The organism is Streptomyces sp. 8N114, assembly GCF_052245835.1.
In the GTDB taxonomy this organism is placed as follows: Bacteria; Actinomycetota; Actinomycetes; order Streptomycetales; family Streptomycetaceae; genus Streptomyces.
Genome location: NZ_JBQQBT010000008.1, coordinates 145,952 through 170,705 on the forward strand (window position 1 = coordinate 145,952; position 24,754 = coordinate 170,705).

Below are 24,754 nucleotides of genomic sequence, written 5' to 3' on the forward strand. Positions count from 1 at the left end.
GAGTGGGTGCCCCTGTCCGTCGTTCGCGGGCTGCGGCCCGGTTGTGGCTGATCGCGCAGTTCCCCGCGCTCCTTACGGGGCGCGTCCCCCTGCGAAGCTTGGGCACTCTGCGCCAGGGCCCTACAGCGCGTTGGCCTGCGCCGGTGTTGGTGCCGTGCCGCCCAGGTGGGCGGGCAGCCACCAGGCGTCGGCAGGGCTCTGCGCGGTGGCCGGGTAGGCGCGCTGGGCGGCCTCCAGCAGCTCGTGCATCCGCTCCCTCAGCCGCTCGGTGACGCTGAGTGCCGACTCCTCCTGGCCGGCCTCGACCGGTTCGCCGACGTGGATGCTGACGGGGAAGTGGTTGCGGCCGAAGTCCCGCTTGTGGCCCTTGGTCCACAGCCGCTGCGTACCCCACAGCGCCATCGGGACCAGCGGCACCCGCGCCTCCTGGGCCAGCCGGGCAGCGCCGGTCTTGAATTCCTTGAGCGTAAAGGAGGGCGAGATGGTCGCCTCCGGGAAGACGCCGATGACCTCGCCCGACCGCAGCGCCTTGAGCGCGTGCGCGTACGCGTCCTCGCCGCGCGAGCGGTCCACCGGTATGTGCTTCATCGCGCGCATCAGCGGTCCGGAGACCTTGTGCCGGAAGACCGACTCCTTGGCCATGAACCGCACCAGACGCTTGGCGGGGCGGGCCGCCAGGCCGGTGAAGACGAAATCCAGGTAGCTGATGTGGTTGCTCACCAGTACGGCGCCGCCGCTCAAGGGCACATGGGCGGTGCCGCGGATGTCGAAGCGCAGGTCGAGAGCCTTGAACCACGCTCGCGCTGCACCGATCACCGGCGGGTAGAGGAGATCTGCCACGTCGGGGGAACCCTTCGTCTCGGGATGCCGGTACTTACGGGCGCGTAACTTCCGACTCCGGCAGATCGTTCCCCAAAGCGTTGCTCCTGGCTACCCTCACGGCAGACTTGTCCCTATGGACGCGGGAATGGAGGACTTCGTGGCGGAGCGGGTGGACCTGGTGAGCGCCGAGGCGCTCGGTGCCGCGGACGGCCTGGGGGAGCGGGCCACCCTCGTCCAGTTCTCCAGCGCCTTCTGCCAGCCCTGCCGCGCCACCCGGCGCACCCTCTCCGAGGTGGCCGCCATGGTCGACGGCGTCGCCCATATCGAGATCGACGCGGAGGAGCATCTGGCCCTGGTGCGGGAGCTGGGCGTCACAGGTACGCCCTCGGTCCTCGTCCTCGACGCCGAGGGGCGCATCGTGAAGCGAGCCACGGGCCAGCCCCGCAAGCCGGACGTCATCGCGGCCCTGGGCCTCGCCATCGCGTGAACCCCCACTGCACGGACCGCCCGCGTGATCCAGATCCCGCTCCGCGGCACTCGCTTCGTACCGTCCCGCGTGATGGAGTTGGGCTGTTCACTCTCCCCGTTGGCAACGTCACACCTCGGCGGTATTGAGAACGGGGCACGTGCTGGATGTACTGACGAGTAATATTGTGGACGGACGCCCGGTCCCACCGGACCGGAACCCGTAAGTCGAAGCAGTAGGAGAGCCGGCGTGAGCTTGAGGATCGTTGTCTGTGTGAAGTACGTGCCCGACGCCACCGGTGACCGGCACTTCGCGGAGGACCTGACCACCGATCGCGAGTCGGTCGACGGCCTGCTCTCCGAGCTGGACGAGTACGCGGTCGAGCAGGCGCTGCAGATCGCGGACTCGGACGAGGTCGACGACGCGGAGATCACCGTGCTCACCGTCGGCCCGGAGGACGCCAAGGACGCCCTGCGCAAGGCGCTGTCCATGGGCGCGGACAAGGCCGTGCACGTCGAGGACGACGATCTGCACGGCACCGATGCGCTCGGCACCTCGTACGTACTGGCCAAGGCCATCGAGAAGACCGGCTTCGACCTGGTCGTCTGCGGTATGGCCTCCACCGACGGCACGATGGGCGTGCTGCCCGCGATGCTCGCCGAGCGGCTGGGCGTGCCGCAGGTGACGCTGCTGTCCGAGGTCTCCGTGGCGGACGGCAAGGTGACCGGGCGCCGCGACGGTGACGCCGCCACCGAGCAGCTGGAGGCCCAGCTCCCGGCCGTCGTCTCCGTCACCGACCAGTCGGGCGAGGCGCGTTACCCCTCCTTCAAGGGGATCATGGCCGCCAAGAAGAAGCCCGTCGAGTCGCTGGACCTGGACGACCTGGACATCGAGGCCGAGGAGGTCGGCCTGGAGGGCGCCTGGACCAAGGTCGAGGACGTGACCGAGCGCCCGCCGCGCACCGCAGGCACCGTCGTCAAGGACGAGGGCGACGGCGGCAAGCAGCTTGCGGCCTTCCTCGCGGAGCGCAAGTTCGTCTAAGGCAGCCCGGCGCCGGAAGTTCCTCAGGACCCGGCGTCCCTCTTCCCTCCGACCTCACTTTGATCTTCCGCAGGAGAGCAACCCATGGCTGAAGTCCTTGTCTACGTCGACCACGTGGACGGCGCCGTCCGTAAGCCCACCCTCGAACTGCTGACCCTCGCCCGCCGGCTGGGCGACCCGGTTGCCGTGCACCTCGGCCCGAACGCCGAGGAGGCCGCCAAGACGCTCGGCGAGTACGGCGCCACCCGGGTACTGGCCGCCGACGCGCCGGAGTTCGCCGACTATCTCGTCGTCCCGAAGGTGGATGCGCTCCAGGGCGCCTACGAGTCCGTCTCGCCCGTGGCCGTGCTGGTTCCCTCCTCCGCGGAGGGCAAGGAGATCGCGGCGCGCCTCGCGGTGCGCATCGGCTCCGGCATCGTCACCGACGCGGTCGACCTGGAGGCCGGCGACGAGGGCCCGGTGACCACCCAGTCGGTCTTCGCCGCCGCGTTCACCACCAAGTCCCGGATCACCAAGGGCACCCCGGTCATCACCGTGAAGCCCAACTCGGCCACCCCGGAGGCGTCCGCCGCCGCCGGTGCGGTCGAGCAGCTCTCGGTGAGCTTCGGCGAGGCCGCCACCGGCACCAAGGTCACCTCGCGCACCCCGCGCGAGTCCACCGGCCGCCCCGAGCTGACCGAGGCCGCGATCGTGGTCTCCGGCGGCCGTGGCCTCAACGGCGCCGAGAACTTCCCGCTGATCGAGGGCCTGGCCGACTCGCTGGGCGCCGCGGTGGGCGCCTCCCGCGCCGCGGTCGACGCCGGCTGGTACCCGCACTCCCACCAGGTGGGCCAGACCGGTAAGACCGTCTCGCCGCAGCTCTACATCGCCACCGGCATCTCCGGTGCCATCCAGCACCGCGCCGGCATGCAGACCTCGAAGACGATCGTGGCCATCAACAAGGACGCCGAGGCCCCGATCTTCGACCTGGTCGACTACGGCATCGTGGGCGACCTTTTCGAGGTCGTCCCCCAGCTGACCGAAGAGATCAAGACCCGCAAGGGCTGATGCTCTCCCAGAGCTCGGAGAGGAGCCCCGCACCGGTGCGTCCGGTGCGGGGCTCCTCGGCGTTTGTCAGCAGCTCCGCCGGCAGCCCCCGGTCAGAAGGCGAAGACGGAGGCTCCCGCGACCTTCTTCATGCAGCTGTTGGCGTAGACGCGCTCGTAGTTCACGCGCTTGCCCTCCCACACGCCCTGCGCGGTCACGACGACGGGTCGCCACTCCTTGGTGCAGTACGTGTTCCCGGCGTCGGCGGCCAGAGCTTCGAAGTCCCCGCCTGAGGCCCGCAGTTGGGTGCAGGCTTCCTTCGCGGCGGGGTGGGTGCCGGACGGCCCGGGCATGCAGTCGAGCGTGACGGCACGCTGGGGTGCCGTGGTCGCGGAGCTCTCACCGTCCGCGATGGTGAGCACCAGGGCCGAGGGTGCGTAGAGCGAGGTGGCTTTCGCAGGTGCGGCCTGGGCAGGTGCTGCCGTGAGCGCGAGGGCGCCGACGGCCCCCGTGACAGCAGCCGCCGTGGTGAGGACGGTGCGCCAGGGTGCGGTCTTCCGCATTGTGTGCTTCCTTCCGCTTTGAGGTAAGTGCCGGATCTATCGGCGAAAGTGAGTTTGCCGAGTCCGTCGGGATAAAGCACATCGGCACCTTATGTTTCGGTAACGTTTCGCATTGAATCAGTGGCGCAAAGTGATAGCCGCGCGCTGTCGCCGCCTGCTGCAACGCTCTTTCGTGGGGCGCGTGTTCGGCCTGCCTGGCTTGATCCTCGATGCTCCACGACGACCGGAAACCGTGCATCGGGTCGCTGGGGCCGTGCCCCGAAGGGGCGCGGCAAGTGACCACGCGGGGAACCCTTGACTGGCTGGTCAGGCCCCCATTAGCGTCACGGCACTGGCTTCAACGTTTTGTTGATGCCTGCTCGGAGAGCGGCAGAGGGAGTACAGATGGCGCAGGGCCGGACGGTCGGGACCAGCTTGGGGAGCGGCGCACTGGAGGGGGTTTCCGAGCTGCTCGCGCCGGTGGACGCCGAACTCGCCCGGCGCTACCCGGGTGACCCGGGCACGCGGCAGCCTGTGCACACCGTCTATGTGCCCGCCGACGCCGTTACGCCCGGCACCGTACGGGAGTGGGGCGAGGCCGCAGGAGCACTGCTCGACGCACACGCCCCCGACGCCGAAGCGCTGGCCCGGGTCCTCGGCATGGACGGGGACTTGGCGGGGCCGGTCTACGCCCGTATCCGGGAAAAGCTGCGCCGCGAACCCGTCGAGGACCTGCGTATCGACTTCGAGGACGGCTACGGCGCGCGGCCCGACGACGAGGAGGACGCCGCCGCCGTCCGGGCCGCCGAACTGATCGCCGACACCTTCGCCGAGGGCGCCGAGGGGCCCGTACCCGCGTACGCCGGCATCCGCATGAAGTGCATGGAGGCGGCCGTCCGCGACCGGGGCATCCGTACACTCGACATCTTCCTCACCGGCCTCATGGAGGCGGGCGGGCTGCCCGGCGGACTGGTCCTCACCCTGCCCAAGGTGACCTATCCGGAGCAGGTCACCGCGATGGTCCGGCTGTGCGAGGAGTTCGAGAAGGCGCGCGGTCCGGAGGTGGGGCGCATCGGCTTCGAGATCCAGATCGAGACGACCCAGTCGATCCTCGGGGCCGACGGCCGGGCCACCGTCGCCCGGCTGATCGACGCGGCCGAGGGCCGCGCCACCTCGCTGCACTACGGCACCTTCGACTACAGCGCCTCGTGCGGGGTCTCCGCCGCCTACCAGGCGATGGACCATCCGGCGGCCGACCACGCCAAGGCCGTGATGCAGGTGGCCGCCGCGGGCACCGGCGTACGGCTCTCCGACGGCTCCACCAACATCGTCCCCACCGGCGACCAGGCGCAGGTGCACGACGCCTGGCGGCTCCACCACTCCCTGGTGCGGCGCTCGCTCGCCCGTGCCTACTACCAGGGCTGGGACATGCACCCCGGTCACCTGCCCACCCGCTACGCCGCCGTCTACGCCTTCTACCGCGAGGGCATGCGACGCGCGGGCGAGCGGCTCGCCGCCTATGTGGGCCGGGCCGGGGGCGATGTCATGGACGAGCCCGCGACAGCGCGTGCCCTCAGCGGCTATCTGCTGCGTGGTCTCGACTGCGGCGCGCTCGACACCGCCGAGGTCACGGAGGTCTCCGGCCTGGACCGTGCCGCGCTCGACCGGCTCGCCGGCCGCTGACCCACCAGCACCCCGGGCGGCCGCCCAGGTCTCGCGCGGCCGCCCGGCTCCCACCGGCTCAGCCTGCCGACGAGGCCCGCAGCAGGCGGAGTTGACCGATCTCCGTCACGTTCTTCATCAGCTCGGCATTCACCCACGCCACCATGTGCGCGACGGTATGCGCGGGGTCGCCCTCCCACGGGAAGGGTGCCGTCGCGTCGAGTTCGGCGTCGGTCAGCCCCTCCAGCACCGTCAGCCACTCCTCCCGCAGCCCGCGCAGCCACGCCACGGTGGCGGCCTCTTCGCCGGGGAAGACGACGGCGGAACGGTCCCGGGGCGGGCGGCCCTTCGCATGGTCCAGGGTGACACTCCACCACCAGCCCAGATGCCAGCTCACCCAACCCATCGTCGGGACCGGCACCGGATCGGGCTCCGTCTCCGCGAAGTCCGGCACCCAGCTGCCGTCGGCGTCGCGCCGTACGGTCCAGCAGTTGGGGCCTGGCTCCCACAGCAGATCCCCTGGCTCCAACCGCTCCAGGTGATACTCGAACAGCGACCACGTCAGATCGAACTGCCAGCGCAACAGCCGGCATCGCGATTCCTGCATCGCCAGACCGTGTCACTGGACCTCCCCCGCGGCAAACGGATTTCGCGGCGAGGCCCCGATGACCGGGGCGGTCAACTCCGCTGCGGGGCGAGGAAGTCGAGTGCGCTGTCGACCGTGAGCGGCGCGCCGAGTATCCGGCGATGGCCGAGACCGGTGGTGACGAGGAGTTCGGCCCGCGCGTCATAAGCCGATACGAGCCGATGGGCCTGCTGGAGCGGCACCATCCGGTCGCCCTCGTCGTGGACGATCAGCATGGGCAGGTCGATGTCGCCGGGCCGGTGCGTCGCGTCGAAGCGTTCCCAGACCTTCTCCACCTCCGGGAACAGCCGGGTCTCGACCTGCTGCCGCAGACCGGCGCGGAGAGTGCGGTTCAGCCGGAGCATCCGGCTGAACCCGTCGACCATGAAACCGAAGTCGCTCACCCCCGCGACAGCGACCAGCCGCTCCGCCTTGATCCGTTCGCGGAGGGCGAGGAAAGCGCAGAGGACCCCGAAGGAGTGCGCGAGGACGGAGTGGAAGGGGCCGTGCCGGTCCTGGAGCCGCGCGGCGATCTCGGCGTTCTCCAGGACGGTCGTCGTACGCCCCTCGGAGTCGCCGTGCCCCGGGGCGTCGAACGAGACCGGGCTCAGGCTGAGGGCCTCCAGCCGGGGCACGAACGCGGCGAAGCGGGAAGCGCGGGACTGCCATCCGTGCAGCATGAGCACGGGGCGCTCGCCGTCGCCCCACTGATAGGTGGTCACACGCCGGCCGCCGGAGACCAGTTCGTCGGTCTGCGCGCGGATGTGTACGTCGTGCTCGGACGGCAGAACCTTGCCCCGCTTGAGGGGTGCGCGGAAGACGGCGTACGCCATCCGTCCCGCGAGTGCGGGGGAGACCGTCGCGCCCGCGTTGAGGGCCGACCCCAGAATCGCCTCCGCGCGCTGCCTCCGCCGTCCGCCGCTGTGCTGTGTCCGCTGTGTCCGCATGCCGCCCTCCCGTGTCGTTCCGGCTCGCGCCGCGGCCGCGGCCGCTTGGCTGGAGCAAGAAAACTAACCGCACGGTCGTGCGGTTAGTTGGCCGCAGTCTGGCACATGACCGAACGGTCGTCCACTGAGTAGACTGCGGCTGCGCGGCTGCCAACACGGCTGCGCCCGCGGCTGCCTTGCGGCTGCGCCAGGGCGAGGACCCGTGGCACCTGTAGCGGGCGGGACGATGACGGAGGAGCTGTGGAACGGTCGGACGGACGTGTCGAACGCGGCAACCAGACGCGGCGGCTGGTCTTGGGCCGAGCCGTACGGGTCGCCTCCTCGGAGGGGCTGGACGGCCTCTCGCTGGGCCGCCTCGCCGGGGAGCTCAAGCTGAGCAAGAGCGGCGTCTTCACCCTCTTCGGCTCCAAGGAGGAGCTTCAGCTCGCGACCGTACGGGCCGCCATCAGGATCTACACCGAGCATGTCGTGCAGCCGGCCCTGGAAGAACCCGCCGGGCTGCGCCGGGTCGTGCGCCTGTACGAGAGCTGGCTGACCTACTCGCAGGAGCGGGTCTTCCCCGGCGGCTGTTTCTTCTACTCCGTCTCCGCCGAGTTCGACGCGCGTGAGGGCCGGGTGCACGACAGCATCGCCCAGGCACGCGCCGACTGGACCGCCTTCGTCGAACGTACCCTCCAGGAAGCCCTGGAGGCCGGAGAGTTCACCGAGGGCACCGACGTCCCCCAGCTCGCCTTCGAGATCATCGCGCTGCTGGAAGCGGGGAACGCCGAGTCCGTACTGCACGGCGACGCCTCGGTGGACGCGAAGCCGTACCAGCGGGCCCGGCGCGGCATCCGCGACCGGCTGGCGGCTGCCGCCACCGATCCCGCGGCCCTGCCCACCGGCGACTGACGCTGCCCGGCGACGCCTGCTGGGCCGTTCCCTGTCGTGCCGATAAGGGGGTGCCCCTGCTCGTAGGTTGCGGGGTGCTGTTGCTCCCCCAAGCTCTTCGGGCAGGGAGGTACCCCCATGGCTGGTCGCGCAGTTCCCCGCGCCCCTTGCGGGGCGCAGCCCCCCATGCCGGGTACGCCAGAGGCGCCGGACAAGCGTTAGGTGCCGACGCTCAACCGCTCCCAGTCGTCGGCAAGGGCGGTGAGCTCGCGCAGCAGCCGTTCGCGGTTCCCGGAGTCGTACCGTGCGAGAAGCCGCTCGTTCAACTCCCGTACCCGGCCGCCGGCCTCGCGGAGCGCGCGCTCGCCCTCCGGTGTGAGGTGCAGCAGTTTCCGGCGGCCGTCCGAGGACGCGGTCCTGCGCTCCAGCAGCCCGCGGTTCTCCAGCCGCCGCGCCAGGTCCGCCATGGTGGAGGTGTCCAGCGCGACGGCGGAGGCGAGCGAGCTCTGGTCGCTGCCCGGATTGGCCCGCACCGTCGTCAGAACGGCGAACTGCGGTCCGGTCAGCGTCTGGCCGACAACACGTAGCCACATCGCGAGATACGCCTGATACAGGCGTCGCACCTGATATCCGGGTGCGGTGGTGAGCACGTCAGGAGCGGTGGGTGTGGTGGGCGGGCCGGGGGAGGGGCCCACTGTCGCAGGGTCCGTCGTGGGGGCTTTCTCCGGGGTTTTGTCAGCCATGAACCCACTTAAGCACGGGAGTTGGACGCTCCCTCGGCCACGGTTGACTGGGCGGCTCCCCCCGGGGTAGTCGGCCTGCCGGGCATCAGTAGAGGACCGAGGGCAGGTACGCCCCGGCGGGCTCGTTGTAGAGGCCGATGGTCATCAGGCTCATCAACTGCACCACCCTGAGGCCGTTCGCGAGCCCCCATTGCACCAGCGGACTGTTGCTCGCCGGCACGAGGATGCCGGGACCGCCGAAGGCGGGAGCCGAGGCGATCAGGGCCTGGAGCCCCGTGGTCGTCTCGGCCACAGCGTGTGCGAAGAACGCGAGGTCCGTGGCGTAACCGGTGATGCGTCCCTCGTGCTCGACGACACGGGCCGTGCCTTGCCTGAGCGCATCGGCGACCTCGCCGCCACGGTCGAAGCCGTGGACCCGTCGGCACAGTTCGTTGCACGGTGCCAGGTCCGCTTCCGTGGCCTCCCGGACGGTGTGCCCGGTCACCGCGCGCGAAATCGCAGGCCCTTGCATACACGCCACCGTCTCCCGGAACGCGAACCCAAGGCTCGCGTACAGCGAGAACGATCTGGTGTGATACCCGCTCTGCAAGAGACGGATTCCGGGCGCTCCCTGCTCGGCGGCCCGGTCCATCACGTCCTGCATCAGCCGACGGCCCGCGCCTCGGTTCTGCGCGGCGGGATCGATGGTGAGGGGCCCGACCCCGACGACGGACGAGCGCTCGTCGAGAAAGTTGCTGCCCACGATCCGGCCGTCGAGCTCGGCGACGACGCTGTAGAACCTGGGGTGGGTCAGCCCCGCATGGATCAGCTCGATACCCACCTCGGGACTGGGCACGTCGGGCGGAAAGGCATGCTCACGAGCAATCCCGGCAAAGGCTTCGAAACAGATCCTGCCGCACTCCGCGGCATCGTCCCCGGTACCCGGGCGCAACACAAGATCCACGACCGCCGATCCCTTCCTCGCACCATTACAGCCGCACGTTCCTTCCCCCGTCCGATCTTCCGCCCCCGGACGACGGCGCCCACGGTCCGACGCGCCACCGAGGATGCGGAAGTGACGCCACGCAGCTCCGGCCGAAGCCGCCCCGGAGACCGGCAACGGCAGCTGAGCCGGTCAGTCGTACGGGGGGATCTCGCCGGAGCCGCGGGCGATCAGTCTCGTCGGGCGCGAGACCGTACGGGGCTCGTCATCGGCGCCGTCCAGCCGCCTGAACAGCAGCTCGGCGGCGCTGCGACCGAGGTCCGCCGGATCCTGGGCGACGACCGTGACCGGGGGCGAGAGCAGATCGGCCAGCTCGAAGTCGTCGAACCCGACCAGCGCGACGGGCCGGTCCCGCCGCTCCGGCGCGGCCAGCACCCGCACCAGGGTGACCGTCACCCGGTTGTTGCCGGCGAAGAACGCGGTCACCGGCTCCGTGCCGTCGGCGCCGTCCAGCATCCGGGCCGCATCGGCCCGTACCCGGTCGGAGTCCGTGCTTCCCGGAGCCACCCAGGAGTCGGCCACCGGCAGACCGGCGTCCTCCATCGCGGCGCGGTAGCCGCGGAGCCGTTCCTGGGCGGTGTGGATCTCCGGCCGGTCACCGATGAATCCGATACGCCGGTGCCCGTGCGCGATCAAGTGGGCGACACCGGTGCGTGCCCCCTCGAAGTTGTCGGAGAGCACCAGGTCGGCCGCTATCCGCCCGGGCGGCCGGTCGACGAACACGGTGGCCACGCCCGCGGCGATCTCCGGGGCCAGATAGCGGTGGTCGTCACTGGCCGGGATGATCACCAGCCCGTCGACGCGGCGGGCGCACAGTGCCAGCGTCAACTCCTGCTCCCGCTCCGGATCCTCCGCGCTCGACCCGTTGATCAGCAGCGCGCCGTGTGCCCGAGCGACCTCCTCGACCGCGCGGCTGAGCGGCGAGTAGAACGGGTCGGCCAGGTCCTCCAGCACCAGGCCGATGCTGGCCGTGGTGCCCTTGCGCAGTACGCGGGCGCTGTCGTTGCGACGGAAGCCGAGCGAGGTGATGGCCTCCTGTACCCGTCGCTCGGTGTCGCTGGAGACCCCGGCCTCGCCGTTGACGACGCGGGAGACGGTCTTGAGGCCGACGCCCGCCCGTGCCGCCACGTCCTTCATCGTCGGGCGGCCCGCATGGCGGCGGTCCCCGCGGCGCGGGCCCGTGGCGCGAGGGCCTGCGGGGGTTGGGGGGAGTGCGGGGTCGGCGGTGTCGGCTGCCACGGGTCCTGTTCCTTGTCGGAGGGGTCGGGCGGTTGGGGCGGGTGCGGTCGGTGCTGTCGTTGATCGCGGTGCGGAGGAGCAGCATAGCCGCGGGGACGGGTCAGTCTGCTGTCTGGACAACGTTGTCAAGATGGGTCGACTCTTGCAAGACTTGGCCGGTCCACCCCGCGCACCGTGCGGGTCCGTACACCGCACGCGCAGGAGTCGACTGCCCATGCACAACGACCTCGTCGCCGCGCTCGACATCGGCGGCACCAAGATCGCGGGTGCCCTGGTGGACCGGGGCGGCAGACTCCTCGCCCGCACCCAGCAGCCCACCCCCGCGCGGGAGGGCGTCGACCGCCTGCGTGCGACCGTCGACGAGGTACTCCGCGAACTGACCGCCGCCCGCGAATGGCACCGCGTCGGCGCCGTCGGCATCGGCAGCGCGGGACCTGTCGACGCCAAGGCCGGCACCGTCAGCCCGGTCAACATCCCCGCCTGGCGCGACCATCCGCTCGTCGCCGACGTACGCGAACGGGCAGGTGGCCTTCCCGTCACGCTGATCGGCGACGGCCCGGCCATCGCCGCGGCCGAGCACTGGCAGGGCGCCGCCAAGGGCCGCGCCGACGCGCTGTGCATGGTCGTCTCCACGGGCGTCGGCGGGGGCCTCATCCTGAACGGCGCTCTCCACTCCGGGCCCACCGGGAACGCGGGGCACATCGGGCACATCAGCGTCGATATGGACGGCGACCTGTGCCCCTGCGGATCGCGCGGCTGCGTCGAGACCATCGCCAGCGGTACCAACATCGCCCGCCGCGCCCTGGAGTCCGGCTGGCGGCCCGGCCCGGACCGGGACACCACCGCGGCAGGCGTCGCCGCCGCCGCCCGCGCCGGCGACCCACTGGCCGGCGCCGCCTTCGCCCGGGCGGCCCGCGCCCTTGCCGCTGCCATCGCTGCCACCGCCGCCCTCGTGGAGCTCGACATCGCCGTCATCGGCGGCGGGGTCGCCCGCGCGGGCGACGTCCTCTTCGCCCCCCTCCGCACCGAACTGAAGCGCTACGCCACCCTCCCCTACATCCGGGGGCTCGAGCTGGCCCCCGCCGCCACCGGTACCGACGCGGGCCTCATCGGCGCCGCCTCAGCGGGCTGGCAATTGGTGGGGGCTATGTGAGGGGTGGGCCCCTCCCGCTGTTCCGGTGAGGGGGTGCCCCCGGTCGCTGTTTGCGGGCTGCCGCGTGCGTCCTGGCTGGTCGCGCAGTTCCCCGCGCCCCTTACGGGCGCGGGTACTCACGAACCGCGCGGGCGTACGCGGAGGGTGTGACGCCCACCGCCGCGGTGAAGTCGCGGACCAGATGGGCCTGGTCGCTGTAGCCGAGCTCGGCGGCGAGGCGGGACCAGTCCGTCTCGGGGTGCGCGGTGGCGCGCTCCATGGCTTCATGGACGCGGTACCGCAGGATCGTCCACTTCGGGGTGACTCCGACGTACGTGGCGAACAGCCGCTGGAGGGTGCGTACAGTCAGGCCCGCGTCCGCCGCGAGCCGTTCGACGCGCAGTACGGAGCGGTCCGTACGCACCCGGTGCGCCAGCGCCATGGCCCGCTCGGCGGCGGGATCCGGGGTGGGGGAGAGGGAGAGCAGAAAGGAGTCGAGGGCCGCCACGCGCTCGTCCTCCCGGTCCGGGTCCAGGACCCTGGACGTGGCCTCACCGTCGGTGCCGAATGCCTCTTCAAGCGACAGCTGTCGGCCGGTGAGCGTGGAGAGCCGGCGGGGCGGCGTGAGGAAGGGGCGGAAGCCGCCTGGGCGGAACTGCACCCCGCACACGCGCCCGACCCCCTCCAGCTTGGTGGAGAACACACCGGTGCCCACCCCCGCGACCAGCCCCGTCCTGGGCGCGAGGTCCGCGGGGCCGCGCCGCTCGAAGACGACGTTGACGCACGGGTGCGGTACCACTTGCGAGACGTACGGCTCTGCCAGGTCCCAGTCGATCAGCCAGTAGTGCTCGACCCAGCGGCGCAGCGGCTCGGCCGGAAGCCTGCGGCGGAAGTCGACCCGTGCCAGCAGCCCGGGTGCCTGCACGATGCCCCGGGTGTCCCGCCGAGGGCCTGCGCGCCCGCCTTTGCCGGGATTGGCTCTCCCGGCTGTCCGTTCCCCGTCACAGTCGCTCTGACCTGCCATGACAGCAATCCTATGCGGCCATCGCGGCGCCGTCCGGTGTCGCGTTTCTTCAATTCACGGCGCGCAGCCCGGCATAGCGTGACGGCATGGCAAACGCACTCGCTCCCCTCATCGACAGCGCCGCCCGCGCGACCGACCCCGTCGTCCGCGGCATCAAGGATGAGCAGCTGACCTGGCCCACGCCCTGCGCCGAGTACGACGTGCGGGCACTGCTCAATCACCTCTTCCATGTCGTCGTCAGCTTCCAGGCGCTGGCCGCCAGGGGAACCGCCGACTTCAGCACCACCCCCGACTACCTCGAAGGGGACTGGCGTTCCCGCTTCGGCAACGAGACGGTCAAGCTCGCCGAGGCATGGTCGGCGCCGGACGCGCTGGAGGGTGTTTCCCAGGGCATGGGCCTGCCGCAGCGCACTGTCGCGCACATGGTGATGGGCGATCTGGTCGTGCACGGCTGGGACCTCGCCCGCGCCACCGGCCAGGACTACCGGCCCGATCCGGCCGCGCTCGGCGAAGCCGGACCGGCTCTGGAGGAGATGGCGCCCATGGCCCGGAAAGCAGGCGTCTTCGGCGAGGAGATCGCCGCCCCGCCCGAGGCCACTCCCTTCGATCGGGTGCTCATGCGCACCGGTCGTGACCCGAGCTGGTCGCCGTCCTGACCCGGCGGGTGGCCGTCCTGTCCCCGGCTGGTGGCCGCCCTGACCCCGGCCGGTCGCCCAGCTGACGGTGGCCGGGCCACTCCGTCCGTCGATTCCCCGTCCCTCCTGGGGGGTCGCACGCGCCTGCCGTACGCGCCGGGGCGCGGGCGCCGTGCCTCGTTCAGCGCCGGGAGAGCCGCCCCGGCGCGTTTCCCGCACCGGGTGATGCGGGCAACTGAACGGGGACGACGGATGAGGGGGGAACACCGTGATCGTCTGGCTGAACGGCGCCTTCGGCGCGGGCAAGACCACTGCAGCGTACGAACTCCTGGACCTGCTCCCAGGCAGCACGCTCTACGATCCCGAAGTCATCGGCGCGGAGCTGCGCTGGATGCTGCCGAAGGAACGACTGGCGCAGATAGCCGACTTCCAGGACCTGCGCTCGTGGCGGCGGCTCGTGGTGGACACGGCCGCCGCTCTGCTTACCGAGGTCCCAGGCCCGCTGCTCACCCCGATGACGCTGCTGCGGCGCGAGTACCGGGACGAGATGTTCGGCGCCTTCGCCGCCCGCCGGATACCCGTACGCCATCTCCTGCTGCACGTCGAGGAGCCGGTACTGCGCGAGCGTATCGACACCCGCGCCGCCGCGGACGGTGGTGCCACCCGGGCCTGGTGCCTGAACCATCTGCGCCCCTACCAGGAGGCGCTGCCGTGGATCACAGCTGAAGCGCACACCGTCGACACAACCTTTCTCACCCCGCGCAGCACCGCCGAACGCCTCGCCGAGGCGATCAGCGCCGGGGCGGGGGACGTGGACATCGTGCAGACGCCCGAACCCACGGCCGAGACGGTCGCCGCCGGGATACTGCTCTTCGACGACCGCGACCGGGTGCTGCTCGTCGACCCCACCTACAAGCCCGGCTGGGAGTTCCCGGGCGGTGTGGTGGAACAGGGGGAGGCGCCGAGCGTCGCCGGCGTGCGGGAGGTGTTCGAGGAGCTGGGGCTGCGGCTGGATGGTGAGCTCGCACTGCTCGTCGTGGACTGGGAGCCGCCGCATCCGCCGGGTTACGGCGGGATGCGGCTGCTCTTCGACGGCGGACGACTCCCGGCCGAGGCTGCCGCGGCGCTGCTGCTGCCCAGCGCCGAACTCCGCGGCTGGCGCTTCGTCACGGAGGAGGAAGCGGCTGAACTGCTGCCTCCGGTACGGCTGGAGCGGCTGCGCTGTGCCCTCCGGGCCCGCAGGGTGGGACACCCGCTCTACCTGGAGGGCGGCGTTCCGACCGGGGCCGCCGGCTCGGGCAACCTGCTGCGCTGACCCTCGTACGAGCGGCTCCGGCCCTGGAGCGGCTCCGGCCCTGGGGCTGCTCCCGCCCCACAGCGCGGGTCCGCGCTCAGGCCCCGCCGGCCTGCTCCGCGTAACCGCGCAGGAACAGCGCCTCGGCCACCGCCATCCGCTCCAGCTCGCGCGGGTCCACGCTCTCGTTCACCGCGTGGATCTGCGCCTCGGGCTCGCTCAGCCCGATGAGCAGGATCTCGGCTTCCGGGTAGAGCGCGTCCAGCGCGTTGCACAGCGGGATCGAGCCGCCCATCCCGGCGATCTGCATCTCCTGTCCGTCGTACGCCGTGCTCAGCGCGGCGGCCATCGCGGTGTACGCCGGGCTGGAGGTGTCCGCGCTGAACGGCTGGCCCTTGCCGATCACTTCGGTCGACACCCGCGCCTGCCACGGTACGTGTGACTCCACATGCGCGATCAGCAGCTCGATGGCCTTCTCCACGTCGTTGCCCGGCGGGATCCGCAGTGAGATCAGCGCGCGTGCCGATGCGTGCACCGAGGGGGTCGCGCCGACCACAGGCGGGCAGTCGATGCCCAGCACGGTCACGGCGGGGCGTGCCCACAGCCGGTCGGCGACGGTCCCGTCGCCGATCAGGCCGACCCCGTCCAGCACCTTGGCGTCGTGCCGGAAGTTCTCCTCCGGATACGGCATGCCCTCCCACCGCGCGTCCGCGTCCAGCCCGTCGATGACGGTGTTGCCCTCCGCGTCCCGCAGCGAGTCGAGGGTGCGCAGCAGTGCCGCCAGCGCGTCGGGTGCCGCGCCGCCGAACAGGCCCGAATGCAGGTTCCCTTCAAGCGTGTCCACCTGAACGCGAAGCAGCGTCATACCGCGCAGGGTGGCGGTGACGGTCGGCAGCCCGCAGCGGAAGTTGCCCGCGTCACCGATCACGATGGTGTCCGCCGTCAGCAACTCGGGATGCTGCCGTGCGTATTGCTCGAGACCACCGGTGCCCTGCTCCTCCGAGCCCTCCACGATCATCTTCACCGAGACGGGCAGCCCGCCGTTCCCCTTGACGGCACGCAGGGCGAGCAGGTGCATGATGAACCCGCCCTTGCAGTCGGCCGCGCCACGTCCGTACCAGCGCCCGTCCGAACCGTCGGTCAGCTCGAACGGCGGGGTGCGCCAAGCCGCTTCGTCCAGCGGCGGCTGTACGTCGTAATGCGCGTACAGCAGCACCGTGGGCGCGCCCGCCGGGCCCGGCAGATATCCGTAGACGGACTGGGTGCCGTCCGGGGTGTCGAGCGCCGCCACGTCCTGGAAACCCTCCGCACGCAGCGCCTCCGCGACCCAGGCGGCCGCACCCTCGCACTCGCTCCGGGGGAACTGCTCCGGGTCCGCGACCGACCGGAACGCCACCAGCTCGGCGAGCTCGGTCCTCGCCCGCGGCATCAGCGAGGCGACCGTCGCGGCGACAGCCGACGCCTCCGAAGCGGGTGATACGGATGACGCGGAAGAAGTGGACGAAGCGGGCGAGGAAGGCATAGCCGTCGGGTCGGACGAAGGCTGCTGCATGGGGAACGCTCCTTGTGGGCGCGACGTTGGCACACGTGTACGGAGACATGTGTATCGCACATGGGCGGGCCCGTAGGATGCGATGGGCCATTCCGTAAGCCGAGGTCAAGCGGGAGCACAACACATCGTGAGCAGCGAGCACGCAGCCGGGAACGAGGACGTCGAGCCTGCGGAGAACGCCGGTACGGGCCGGGCGGGCGGGCCGGGTGAGCCTGGCGAACAGCCCGTCGAGAGCCCCGCCGGGGAAGCCGCGGCGGACGGGGGAGAGGACCGCCCCGTCTGGGACGTCGTCGTGGTCGGCGCCGGACCCGCCGGAGCCTCGGCCGCGTACGCCGCGGCTGTCGCGGGCCGCAGCGTACTGCTCCTGGAGAAGGCCGAACTCCCCCGCTACAAGACGTGCGGCGGCGGCATCATCGGTCCGTCCCGCGACGCCCTGCCTCCCGGCTTCGACCTGCCCCTGCGGGAGCGCGTGCACGCCGTGACCTTCTCCCTCAACGGCAAGCTCACGCGCACCCGCCGCTCCCGCACCATGCTCTTCGGCCTCGTCAACCGGGACGAGTTCGACAACAGCCTGGTCGAGTCAGCGCTCAAGGCCGGTGCCGAGGTGCGCACCGGTGTCACGGTCTCCCGCGTCGAACAGCACGGCCCCGCCGTGCCCGACCGCCGCACGGTGGCCGTCGTGCTGGCAGGCGAGGCGCAGCCCGTTCTCGCCCGGGCAGTCGTCGGCGCCGACGGCAGCGCCAGCCGGATAGGGGCCCATGTCGGCGTCAAGATGGGCCAGGTCGACCTCGGTCTGGAAGCCGAGATCCCGGTCCCCGAGAGCGTCGCCGAGGACTGGGCCGGGCGCGCGCTCGTGGACTGGGGCCCGCTGCCGGGCAGTTACGGCTGGGTCTTCCCCAAGGGAGACACCCTCACCGTCGGCGTCATCTCGGCCCGCGGCGAAGGCGCGGCCACCAAACGCTATTTGGACGACTTCATCGGCCGCCTCGGCCTCGCCGGGTTCGAACCCGCCGTCTCCTCAGGCCACCTGACCCGTTGCCGTACGGATGACTCGCCGCTCTCCCGCGGCCGGGTGCTGGTCTGCGGTGACGCGGCCGGACTGCTGGAGCCCTGGACCCGCGAGGGCATCTCCTTCGCCCTGCGCTCGGGGCGGCTGGCCGGCGAGTGGGCCGTACGGATCGCCGAGGCGCACGACGCCGTGGACGCGCGGCGGCAGGCCCTCAACTACGCGTTCGCCGTCAAGGCCGGGCTCGGCGTCGAGATGGGTGTGGGGCGGCGGCTGCTGCGGATCTTCTCCCGCCGCCCCGGCCTCTTCCATGCGGCGCTCACCGGATTCCGTCCCGCCTGGAACGTCTTCGCCCGCTTCACCCGCGGCGCCACCTCCCTCGCCGAGGTCGTCCGCGTCCACCCCATCGCCCGCCGGGCCTTGGACTCCCTCGACCGCCGGGAGGCCGGACGGGGAGAGGGCGCCGACGGCGCGGTCGGCCCCGGGAACGATCCCGGAAGCGGCCCCGGGGTCGACGACGGCAGTGCGGGTGATGGTACCGGCGGCGGGACCGGTGGGGCCGACGAGACGGGCGGGACCGGTGGGACCGGTGGAGGCCGCAACGGTGGCGGAGGCCGCGGCGGCGGTGAAGGCCGCGGCGGTGAGGGCAGTGCCGACGGGACGACGTCCGGGCGGTCCGCGTAGTCCTTCGCGCGGGGCGTGGCACTCGCCCCGCGCAGCCCGCGCGGGTGTTCAGCCTGTGTAGGTGAGCCGGAAGACGGGGTGACGCTCCGCCACCGAGCGGAGCTCCTCGTCGGAGGAGTCCGGGCCCACGCCCTCGAAGAACGCCCCGACCTCCCACTTCCACTTGCGCAGGTAGGCCCGCAGAATCTCCGGCTTCTCCGCGTCGGGCACCTCGGTCGCGGTGAAGCGCCGACCGCGCTTACCGTGGAACATCTCGCCCCCGCCCGCGGCGCGCATGTTGTGCGTCCACTGGACGTGTCCGCGGGCGGCCACCAGGTAGACCTCGCCCGCGTGGGTGAGCGGGTTGACCGGGGTACGGCGCCACTCGCCGCTCTTGCGTCCCTTGACCGCGAGCACGCTCGACCCCGCGAGGCTGATACCCCGCCGGGAGAGCCAGGAGACGGCGCGGTTCAGCACCTTGTTGGTGAACCAGCCGGGGCGCTTGACGAACGGCTTGGACGACATCTGTTCCTCCGACGAGGGGCGGGTGGAGCGGGAAGGCGGCGATGGAAGCGGCGCCGGGAGCGGCGATCCGAAACGAGAGCACTGCTCTCGACGTAGGGCAGTGTTGCACCTTCCGTGCTTCGAAACAAGAGCACTGCTCTCGGATTGCTGCGGCGCCCTCGTTGCTGAGCGCTGCACTCGAAGATGAGCACTGCTCTCGTTGTTGAGCGCTGCTCTCCTAGCTGGCACACTGCTTTCATGAGCAGCAAGATCCAGGGCGCCCGGCAGCGCGCCCGAGGCGAGATCACCAGCGCGATCAAGGACGAGGCACGCCGCCATCTCGCGAACGAGGGCGCCTCCCGTCTCTCTCTCCGCGCCGTCGCCCGCGAGCTCGGCATGGTCTCGTCCGCCCTCTACCGCTACTTCCCCAGCCGCGACGACCTTCTGACGGCGCTGATCACGGATGCCTACGACGCGGTCGGGTCAGCGGCTGAAGCGGCGCTCGCCGAGGCCGAGTCGGTGGGGGACTCGCATCTCGTTCGCTGGCAGGCCGTCTGCCGGGCCGTGCGGGCGTGGGGGCTGGAGCATCCGCACGAGTACGCGTTGATCTACGGTTCGCCCGTCCCCGGGTACGCGGCTCCGCCCACCACCACGCAGCCCGCGTCCCGGGTCGGTCTCGCCCTGCTGACGGTTCTCCGTGACGCGCACGCCAGTGGCGCGTTGCGGGAGCCCGCTCGGTCCTCCGCGGCGCCGGACGTGGTGCTCAAGGATACCGACCGGCTGGTCGGTGAGCTCGGGGTGCGGCTGCCCGCGGCTGTGGCGGCGGAGGCGGTCGCGGCGTGGTCGCAGCTCTTCGGGCTGGTCAGTTTCGAGCTGTTCGGGCAGTTCACCAATGTCGTCGCAGCGCGGGACGCGTTCTTCGACCACGCCGTCGAGCGCCTCGCCGATCAGGTGGGCCTGCGCCGCTGACGCGAGCGGTCCGTGCTGCTGACGCGAGCGGTGTCCGCCGCTTACCTGGACGCACGGCTGGCCCCCCCGCAGCCCGGCCCGCGTACTCCGCAGGGAGTAGCCGTCCGCACCGCGCTCGGCTGACGCCGCGGTGCGTGCGCCAGGGCTAGCGTGAGGGGTGTGACCAGCAGGCTCCCGTTCCGCCGCCCGTCGTGTGCCTCCAGGCACCGGCCTCCCGGCGTGCACCCGCGCCCTGGCGGCGACTCGCGCCGCGGTGGCGACTCGCCTGCGGGCGGCAACTCACCCGCGCCAGGCGACTCGTTCCTCGGCCGGAATCCCGGCGCCGACTGGCCGCTGTTTCCCCCGTGGCTCCGCCGCCCAGGGCAGGGGCCGGGGGCGCGGCGTATCCCGTGGCCGTCCTCGCTCGCCGTCCTGGTCGTCCAGCAGGTCGGCACCACCTTCGCCGCGTACAACCAGCGGGCCGACACCGTGGGCCTGGACGGTGCGGCCCGGGCGCTGCTGGTGCTCGGGCCGCTGTTGTTGCTGCTGCGGCACCGGTTTCCCCGTACTGCTGTGTTCGGTGCGTCGGCGGTCACGCTGGTGTATCTGGCGGCCGGTTATCCCTACGGCCCGTTGCTGTTCAGCGTCGTGGTGGCCGGGTTCGCCGCGCTCGTCGCCGGGTACCGGTACGCGACCTGGGGTGCGCTCGGGATGCTGTGGGTGGGCAATCTGCTGGCGGCCCACACGTTCTACGGCCGGCTGCCGCCGACGGGGAACGGGCCGGGGCCGTGGGGGACCGACCTGTTCATGGCCGTATGGATGGTCGCGCTGTGCACGGCGGGCGACCTGGCCCGGGTGCGCCGCGCCGAACGGGAGCGCCGGGTACGCGAGGAAGAGGAGGCCGCGAAGCGGCGGGCCGACGAGGAACGGCTGCGGATCGCGCGCGAGCTGCACGATGTACTGGCGCACAGCATCTCCGTCATCAACGTGCAGGCGGGCGTGGGGCTCGCGCTGCTGGACTCCGATCCGGCGCAGGCCCGTACGGCACTCACCACCATCAAGTCGGCCAGCAAGGAGGCGCTCGGCGAAGTGCGCCAGGTGCTGGCCACGCTGCGGGCGCCAGGGGATGCGCCCCGCGCGCCGGCGCCGGGTCTCGACCGGCTCGGCGAACTGACCGAGCAGGCCGCGAGCGCCGGGCTCCGGGTCAGCACCGAGACCGAGGGGACGCCGGTACCGCTGCCGCCGGGGGTGGATCTCGCGGCGTTCCGCGTCGTCCAGGAGGCGCTCACCAACATCGTGCGGCACTCCGGCTCCCGCACGGCAGCCATCCGTATCCGCTACGGCACCGACGTGCTGGAGCTGCTCGTCGACGACGAAGGGCCCGCGACCGGCACCGGGCCGACGGGGGGCGGCAACGGGCTGGTGGGGATGCGCGAGCGCGCCGCGGCGTTCGGCGGCACCGTCGAGGCGGGGCAGCGCCCGGACGGCGGCTTCCGCGTCCAGGTGACGATCCCGCTGCGCTCCGGGGAGACGAGGCCGCCGCTACAGTGAGCGCCCGGCCATGAGACGCCGAATCGAGGAGAGACCGTGATCCGTGTGCTGCTGGCCGACGACCAGCTCCTGGTGCGCGCCGGCTTCCGCGCGCTGCTGGACGCGCAGCCCGACATCGAGGTGGCGGGCGAGGCGGCCGACGGCGAGGAGGCGGTCGCGCTGGTACGGGAACGCGGCCCGGACCTGGTCCTGATGGACATCCGAATGCCCCTCGTGGACGGCCTGGCCGCCACTCGTCGTATCACCTCCGACCCGGAGCTGCGCGAGGTGAAGGTGGTCATGCTGACCACCTTCGAGCTGGACGAGTACGTCTTCGAGGCGCTGCGTTCGGGCGCTTCGGGGTTCCTCGTCAAGGACACCGAGCCGGACGAACTGGTGCGGGCGGTGCGCGCCGTGGTCGACGGGGACGCGCTGCTGTCGCCGGGCGTCACCCGGCGGCTCATCGAGGAATTCGCGGCCCGTTCCAAGGAGCCCGCGGGGACCGAGGGGCTGGCCGCACTCACCGAGCGGGAACGGGAGGTGATGGCGCTGGTCGGAATCGGGCTCTCCAACGAGGAGATTGCCCGCCGCCTGGTCGTCTCGCCGCTGACCGCCAAGACCCATGTGAGCCGCACGATGGTCAAGCTGGGCGCCCGCGACCGCGCCCAACTGGTCGTCCTCGCCTACGAGTCGGGCCTGGTGCGCCCGGGCTGGCTCGGCTGACTCTCTTACGGAGGGCCTCGCGGTCACCCGTCCCGCTTTTTGCGGCGTACGTAGAGCTGTTTGCGGACCCGGGCGACGACGGTGCTGTCCGCCGCGGTGACCGTCGACTCGAACCAGGGCAGCGCCTTGGAGCCGTCCGCGGTGGCGGTGCGGATCTCCTCCAGCCGGTCCTCGGTCAGCTTGAACTCGGTGTAGACGTCGCCGCGTCCGGGGGAGACGAACTCGATCTCGGCCGCCTTGTCCCACACCACGTACTCCCGGCCCAGCCGGTTGACCGCCAGCAGGCACCAGAAGGGGTCACTCATCGAGTAGAGCGAGCCGCCGAACTGGGTGCCGAAATAGTTGCGGTTCAGCCGGCCGAGCTTCAGCCGTATCCGGGCACTGCTCCAGTCGTCGGCGATGTCCAGGACCCGGATGCCTGCAAAGCGGTACGGCGGGTACCAGCTCAGGGCCCGCCGCAGTCCCTTCGGGGTGCGCAGCACGTTAGCCATGAGCGGGACGGTAGCACCGATCGTTACTGCTCGGTAATCACTTGTTGCCCAGGAACCTCACCAGCGCTGCGGTCAGTTCTGCCGGAGCATCTTCCTGTACGAGGTGGCCCGCGCCCTCGATCAGCCGGAGCCGGGCTCCGGGGATGCGGTCGGCGACCTGGTGTGCGTTGTCGGACCGGATCCAGGCGTCGTCGCTGCCCCAGCAGACGAGTACCGGCACTGTTGTCTCGCCGTACCGCTCTTCCGCTTCGTGGGTCCAGCGCTGGTCGTTCTGGGCGATCTGACGGAAGAACGCGGGCTGTCCCGCCTCGTCCAGCCAGGGCCGGGCCAGTTGGTCGAGGACATCGGGGTGCAGGCCCCGCGCGCTGGCGGAGGAGATGTACTCGCGGACCATGGCGCGATGGAGCGCGGGCGGCAGCTGACCGAAGATCTCGGGGTGCGTGCCCATCAGCTTGTACGTGGGTGAGCCCCAGGAGTCGAAGGCCACCACGACGTCCACCAGCGCGAGCCGCTCGAACGGTACTTCGTGCAGCAGGTGCGCACGCATGGCCACCGTGCCGCCGAAGTCGTGCGCCACCACGGCGGGCCGCTCCAGCCCCCAGTGCTCCAGGAGTTCGGTGAACACCCGGGCCTGCGCACCTAGGGTGACGTCCTGCCCTTCGTATTTCTCCGAAGCGCCGTAACCCGGCATGTCCCATACGTACACCTGGTGGTCGGCCGAGAGCGCGCGGGCGACGCTCCGCCAGGTGTAGGAGGACCAGGGCGTTCCGTGCAGCAGCACCACGGGCGGCAGTGCGGGGTCGCCGAGGGTGGCCCAGCGCACCGTTCCGGTCGTGCTCTTGAAGGTGCGGTCCAGCGTCCATGTGTCGTTCATGGGCACCACTCTGCGGGCCGCTGGGCCGTCGAAAAACTGGCCTGGGCGACGACAAACGCAAGATTCTGGCCACCTCAGGGGTCCGGCAGCCACCCGACCGTCGCCCCTCCCCGCGTCTCACCTCGCGACTCCCCCTCGGCTCATCCCGCGTCTCACCCTTCCGGCAGCACCGCCCGTCGCGTCGCCGCCGCGGTCACCGAGGCGAGCGCGGCCAGCAGCGCGACCGTCAGCAGCGCTGCCTGGAGCGAGAACCAGTCCGCCAGGAAGCCGATGGCCACCGGGCCGAACAGGATTCCGCCGTAGCCGAAGGTGGAGGCGGCGGCGACACCGCCGGGCCCCGCGAGGTCGCCTGCCCGCCCGATGGCGATGGGGAAGACGTTGGCCAGGCCGAGACCGGTGAGGACGAAGCCACCCAGAGCCAACCACACCGACGGCGCCAGCGAGCCCAGCAGCATGCCGCAGCAGCCGAGCGCGCCACCGCCGACCAGCACCCGGCCGGGGCCGAGGCGTTCGACGAGGGTCGTGCCCGAGAGCCGTCCCAGCGTCATGGCCCCGGCGAACACCGAGTAGCCGGAGGCGGCGAGGCCCGCGCTCGCCCCCAGATCGTCCGTCAGATGCAGCGCACTCCAGTCGGCCAACGCGCCCTCGCCGTACGCCGTACAGAGTGCGATCAGCCCCAGTACGGCGACCAGCCGGCGCGCCCGCCCGGTCATCCGCGTGGCCCGTGCGGGACCGGTGTCCTGCTCGTGCTCCGCGCGTGGTGCCACCGGCAGTTGGAAGCGCAGCAGGGGCCGGGCGGCGAGTGCGGCGACGATCAGCCCCGCGACCGTGAGGAGCAGCAGATGCCGGGTCGGGCTCAACTCCCCGGCGAGCAGCCCGCCGAGGCCCGCGCCGACCATGCCGCCGAGGCTGAAGGCGGCGTGGAAGCCCGGCATCACCGGGCGGCGCAGAGCGGCGATCAAATCGACGGCGGTGCTGTTGAGGGCGACGTTGATCCCTCCGTATGCGGCGCCGAAGACCAGCAGTACCAGTCCCAGGGCGAGTACCGAGCGGGTGAGCGGCGGCAGTGCGACGCTGAGGGGCAGCAAAAATCCGCAGGCGAGCAGAACAGGCTGGTTGCCGAAGCGAGAGCACAGCCGTCCGGTCACCATCATGGTGGCCACGGCTCCCGCCGACACGCCGAGCAGCGCGAGGCCGAGAGCGCTGGCAGAGGCGCCGGTCTGGGCCTTGACGGCGGGGATGCGGACAACCCAACCGGCGAAGAGGAAGCCATCGAGAGCGAAGAAGGCGGTCAGGGCGTAACGGAAGCGGCGCAGGTCCGGGCGGTGGGAAGCGGCGGTGGACCGGCCGCCGTGCCCCTTCGCACCGGCGAGCGCCGACCGTATTTTGTTTAGTGTCGGCACAAAGAGAGAA

General features: G+C 71.5%; 25 protein-coding genes. 12 read left to right on the forward strand and 13 right to left on the reverse strand.

Going from position 1 to position 24,754, the window contains the following annotated elements; genetic code table 11:
* Positions 1-120: 120 nt before the first annotated feature.
* Complete coding sequence (locus ACTWQF_RS19265; protein WP_443280784.1) at positions 121-840, reverse strand: lysophospholipid acyltransferase family protein; 720 nt, start codon at positions 838-840, stop codon at positions 121-123.
* Positions 841-955: 115 nt separating this feature from the next.
* Between ACTWQF_RS19265 and ACTWQF_RS19270 the strand changes: the two genes are divergently transcribed.
* The 3 genes from ACTWQF_RS19270 to ACTWQF_RS19280 all read left to right on the forward strand — a co-directional run bounded on the left by ACTWQF_RS19270 (position 956) and on the right by ACTWQF_RS19280 (position 3,376).
* Entirely contained in the window at positions 956-1,309 is a 354-nt protein-coding gene (locus ACTWQF_RS19270) for a TlpA family protein disulfide reductase (protein ID WP_443280785.1), read from the forward strand.
* A gap of 228 nt (positions 1,310-1,537) precedes the next feature.
* Positions 1,538-2,329 carry an electron transfer flavoprotein subunit beta/FixA family protein gene (locus ACTWQF_RS19275; RefSeq protein ID WP_443280786.1) on the forward strand — a complete coding sequence of 264 codons (792 nt, stop codon included), beginning with the start codon at positions 1,538-1,540 and terminating at the stop codon, positions 2,327-2,329.
* An 84-nt stretch (positions 2,330-2,413) separates the two neighbouring features.
* A complete protein-coding gene (locus ACTWQF_RS19280) occupies positions 2,414-3,376 on the forward strand; it encodes an electron transfer flavoprotein subunit alpha/FixB family protein (RefSeq protein WP_443280788.1) in 963 nt (320 codons plus the stop codon).
* Between the two features lie 92 nt (positions 3,377-3,468).
* On the opposite strand, the gene ACTWQF_RS19285 is transcribed toward ACTWQF_RS19280, so the two are convergent.
* The gene (locus ACTWQF_RS19285) at positions 3,469-3,918 is read right to left on the reverse strand and encodes a subtilase-type protease inhibitor (protein ID WP_443280789.1); all 450 of its coding nucleotides are present in this window, start codon (positions 3,916-3,918) and stop codon (positions 3,469-3,471) included.
* 384 nt (positions 3,919-4,302) lie between these two features.
* Between ACTWQF_RS19285 and ACTWQF_RS19290 the strand changes: the two genes are divergently transcribed.
* Entirely contained in the window at positions 4,303-5,580 is a 1,278-nt protein-coding gene (locus ACTWQF_RS19290) for a DUF6986 family protein (protein ID WP_443280790.1), read from the forward strand.
* 58 nt (positions 5,581-5,638) lie between these two features.
* Here ACTWQF_RS19290 and ACTWQF_RS19295 read toward each other — a convergent pair whose 3' ends face one another.
* Both ACTWQF_RS19295 and ACTWQF_RS19300 read right to left on the reverse strand, forming a co-directional pair.
* Positions 5,639-6,166, reverse strand: a complete 528-nt coding sequence (locus ACTWQF_RS19295) for a DinB family protein (protein WP_443280791.1) — start codon at positions 6,164-6,166, stop codon at positions 5,639-5,641.
* A gap of 71 nt (positions 6,167-6,237) precedes the next feature.
* Positions 6,238-7,131, reverse strand: a complete 894-nt coding sequence (locus ACTWQF_RS19300; RefSeq protein WP_443280793.1) for an alpha/beta fold hydrolase — start codon at positions 7,129-7,131, stop codon at positions 6,238-6,240.
* A 240-nt stretch (positions 7,132-7,371) separates the two neighbouring features.
* On the opposite strand from ACTWQF_RS19300, the gene ACTWQF_RS19305 reads away from it, so the two are divergent.
* Positions 7,372-8,022, forward strand: coding sequence for a TetR/AcrR family transcriptional regulator (locus tag ACTWQF_RS19305; protein ID WP_443280794.1), 651 nt, complete (start codon positions 7,372-7,374; stop codon positions 8,020-8,022).
* A 197-nt stretch (positions 8,023-8,219) separates the two neighbouring features.
* Here the strand turns inward: ACTWQF_RS19305 and ACTWQF_RS19310 are convergent, their stop codons facing one another.
* The 3 genes from ACTWQF_RS19310 to ACTWQF_RS19320 all read right to left on the reverse strand — a co-directional run bounded on the left by ACTWQF_RS19310 (position 8,220) and on the right by ACTWQF_RS19320 (position 10,863).
* Positions 8,220-8,744 (reverse strand): MarR family winged helix-turn-helix transcriptional regulator, encoded by a 525-nt coding sequence (locus ACTWQF_RS19310; protein ID WP_443280795.1) that lies wholly within the window; start codon positions 8,742-8,744, stop codon positions 8,220-8,222.
* A gap of 85 nt (positions 8,745-8,829) precedes the next feature.
* On the reverse strand, positions 8,830-9,564 hold the full coding sequence (locus ACTWQF_RS19315) for a GNAT family N-acetyltransferase (protein WP_443280796.1): 735 nt from the start codon (positions 9,562-9,564) through the stop codon (positions 8,830-8,832).
* Positions 9,565-9,858: 294 nt separating this feature from the next.
* Complete coding sequence (locus tag ACTWQF_RS19320) at positions 9,859-10,863, reverse strand: LacI family DNA-binding transcriptional regulator (protein ID WP_443280967.1); 1,005 nt, start codon at positions 10,861-10,863, stop codon at positions 9,859-9,861.
* 316 nt (positions 10,864-11,179) lie between these two features.
* On the opposite strand from ACTWQF_RS19320, the gene ACTWQF_RS19325 reads away from it, so the two are divergent.
* Entirely contained in the window at positions 11,180-12,118 is a 939-nt protein-coding gene (locus ACTWQF_RS19325) for an ROK family protein (RefSeq protein ID WP_443280797.1), read from the forward strand.
* A gap of 100 nt (positions 12,119-12,218) precedes the next feature.
* Here the strand turns inward: ACTWQF_RS19325 and ACTWQF_RS19330 are convergent, their stop codons facing one another.
* Positions 12,219-13,121, reverse strand: coding sequence for an AraC family transcriptional regulator (locus ACTWQF_RS19330; RefSeq protein WP_443280798.1), 903 nt, complete (start codon positions 13,119-13,121; stop codon positions 12,219-12,221).
* A gap of 86 nt (positions 13,122-13,207) precedes the next feature.
* On the opposite strand from ACTWQF_RS19330, the gene ACTWQF_RS19335 reads away from it, so the two are divergent.
* Entirely contained in the window at positions 13,208-13,777 is a 570-nt protein-coding gene (locus tag ACTWQF_RS19335) for a TIGR03086 family metal-binding protein (protein WP_443280799.1), read from the forward strand.
* A gap of 247 nt (positions 13,778-14,024) precedes the next feature.
* Positions 14,025-15,071 carry an NUDIX domain-containing protein gene (locus ACTWQF_RS19340; RefSeq protein ID WP_443280800.1) on the forward strand — a complete coding sequence of 349 codons (1,047 nt, stop codon included), beginning with the start codon at positions 14,025-14,027 and terminating at the stop codon, positions 15,069-15,071.
* A gap of 76 nt (positions 15,072-15,147) precedes the next feature.
* Here ACTWQF_RS19340 and ACTWQF_RS19345 read toward each other — a convergent pair whose 3' ends face one another.
* Positions 15,148-16,602 carry a dipeptidase gene (locus ACTWQF_RS19345; RefSeq protein ID WP_443280801.1) on the reverse strand — a complete coding sequence of 485 codons (1,455 nt, stop codon included), beginning with the start codon at positions 16,600-16,602 and terminating at the stop codon, positions 15,148-15,150.
* Positions 16,603-16,684: 82 nt separating this feature from the next.
* Between ACTWQF_RS19345 and ACTWQF_RS19350 the strand changes: the two genes are divergently transcribed.
* On the forward strand, positions 16,685-18,292 hold the full coding sequence (locus ACTWQF_RS19350) for a geranylgeranyl reductase family protein (protein WP_443280802.1): 1,608 nt from the start codon (positions 16,685-16,687) through the stop codon (positions 18,290-18,292).
* Positions 18,293-18,340: 48 nt separating this feature from the next.
* Here the strand turns inward: ACTWQF_RS19350 and ACTWQF_RS19355 are convergent, their stop codons facing one another.
* A complete protein-coding gene (locus ACTWQF_RS19355; RefSeq protein WP_443280803.1) occupies positions 18,341-18,796 on the reverse strand; it encodes a nitroreductase family deazaflavin-dependent oxidoreductase in 456 nt (151 codons plus the stop codon).
* Between the two features lie 237 nt (positions 18,797-19,033).
* Between ACTWQF_RS19355 and ACTWQF_RS19360 the strand changes: the two genes are divergently transcribed.
* From ACTWQF_RS19360 to ACTWQF_RS19370, 3 genes are all read left to right on the forward strand, one after another.
* Positions 19,034-19,744, forward strand: coding sequence for a TetR/AcrR family transcriptional regulator (locus tag ACTWQF_RS19360; protein ID WP_443280804.1), 711 nt, complete (start codon positions 19,034-19,036; stop codon positions 19,742-19,744).
* Between the two features lie 333 nt (positions 19,745-20,077).
* Positions 20,078-21,274 (forward strand): sensor histidine kinase, encoded by a 1,197-nt coding sequence (locus tag ACTWQF_RS19365; RefSeq protein ID WP_443280968.1) that lies wholly within the window; start codon positions 20,078-20,080, stop codon positions 21,272-21,274.
* Between the two features lie 36 nt (positions 21,275-21,310).
* A complete protein-coding gene (locus tag ACTWQF_RS19370) occupies positions 21,311-21,976 on the forward strand; it encodes a response regulator (RefSeq protein WP_443280805.1) in 666 nt (221 codons plus the stop codon).
* 23 nt (positions 21,977-21,999) lie between these two features.
* On the opposite strand, the gene ACTWQF_RS19375 is transcribed toward ACTWQF_RS19370, so the two are convergent.
* From ACTWQF_RS19375 to ACTWQF_RS19385, 3 genes are all read right to left on the reverse strand, one after another.
* The gene (locus tag ACTWQF_RS19375) at positions 22,000-22,467 is read right to left on the reverse strand and encodes a DUF4442 domain-containing protein (protein WP_443280807.1); all 468 of its coding nucleotides are present in this window, start codon (positions 22,465-22,467) and stop codon (positions 22,000-22,002) included.
* A 37-nt stretch (positions 22,468-22,504) separates the two neighbouring features.
* Entirely contained in the window at positions 22,505-23,341 is an 837-nt protein-coding gene (locus ACTWQF_RS19380; protein ID WP_443280808.1) for an alpha/beta fold hydrolase, read from the reverse strand.
* 152 nt (positions 23,342-23,493) lie between these two features.
* Positions 23,494-24,744, reverse strand: a complete 1,251-nt coding sequence (locus tag ACTWQF_RS19385; protein ID WP_443280809.1) for an MFS transporter — start codon at positions 24,742-24,744, stop codon at positions 23,494-23,496.
* Positions 24,745-24,754 lie beyond the last annotated feature (10 nt).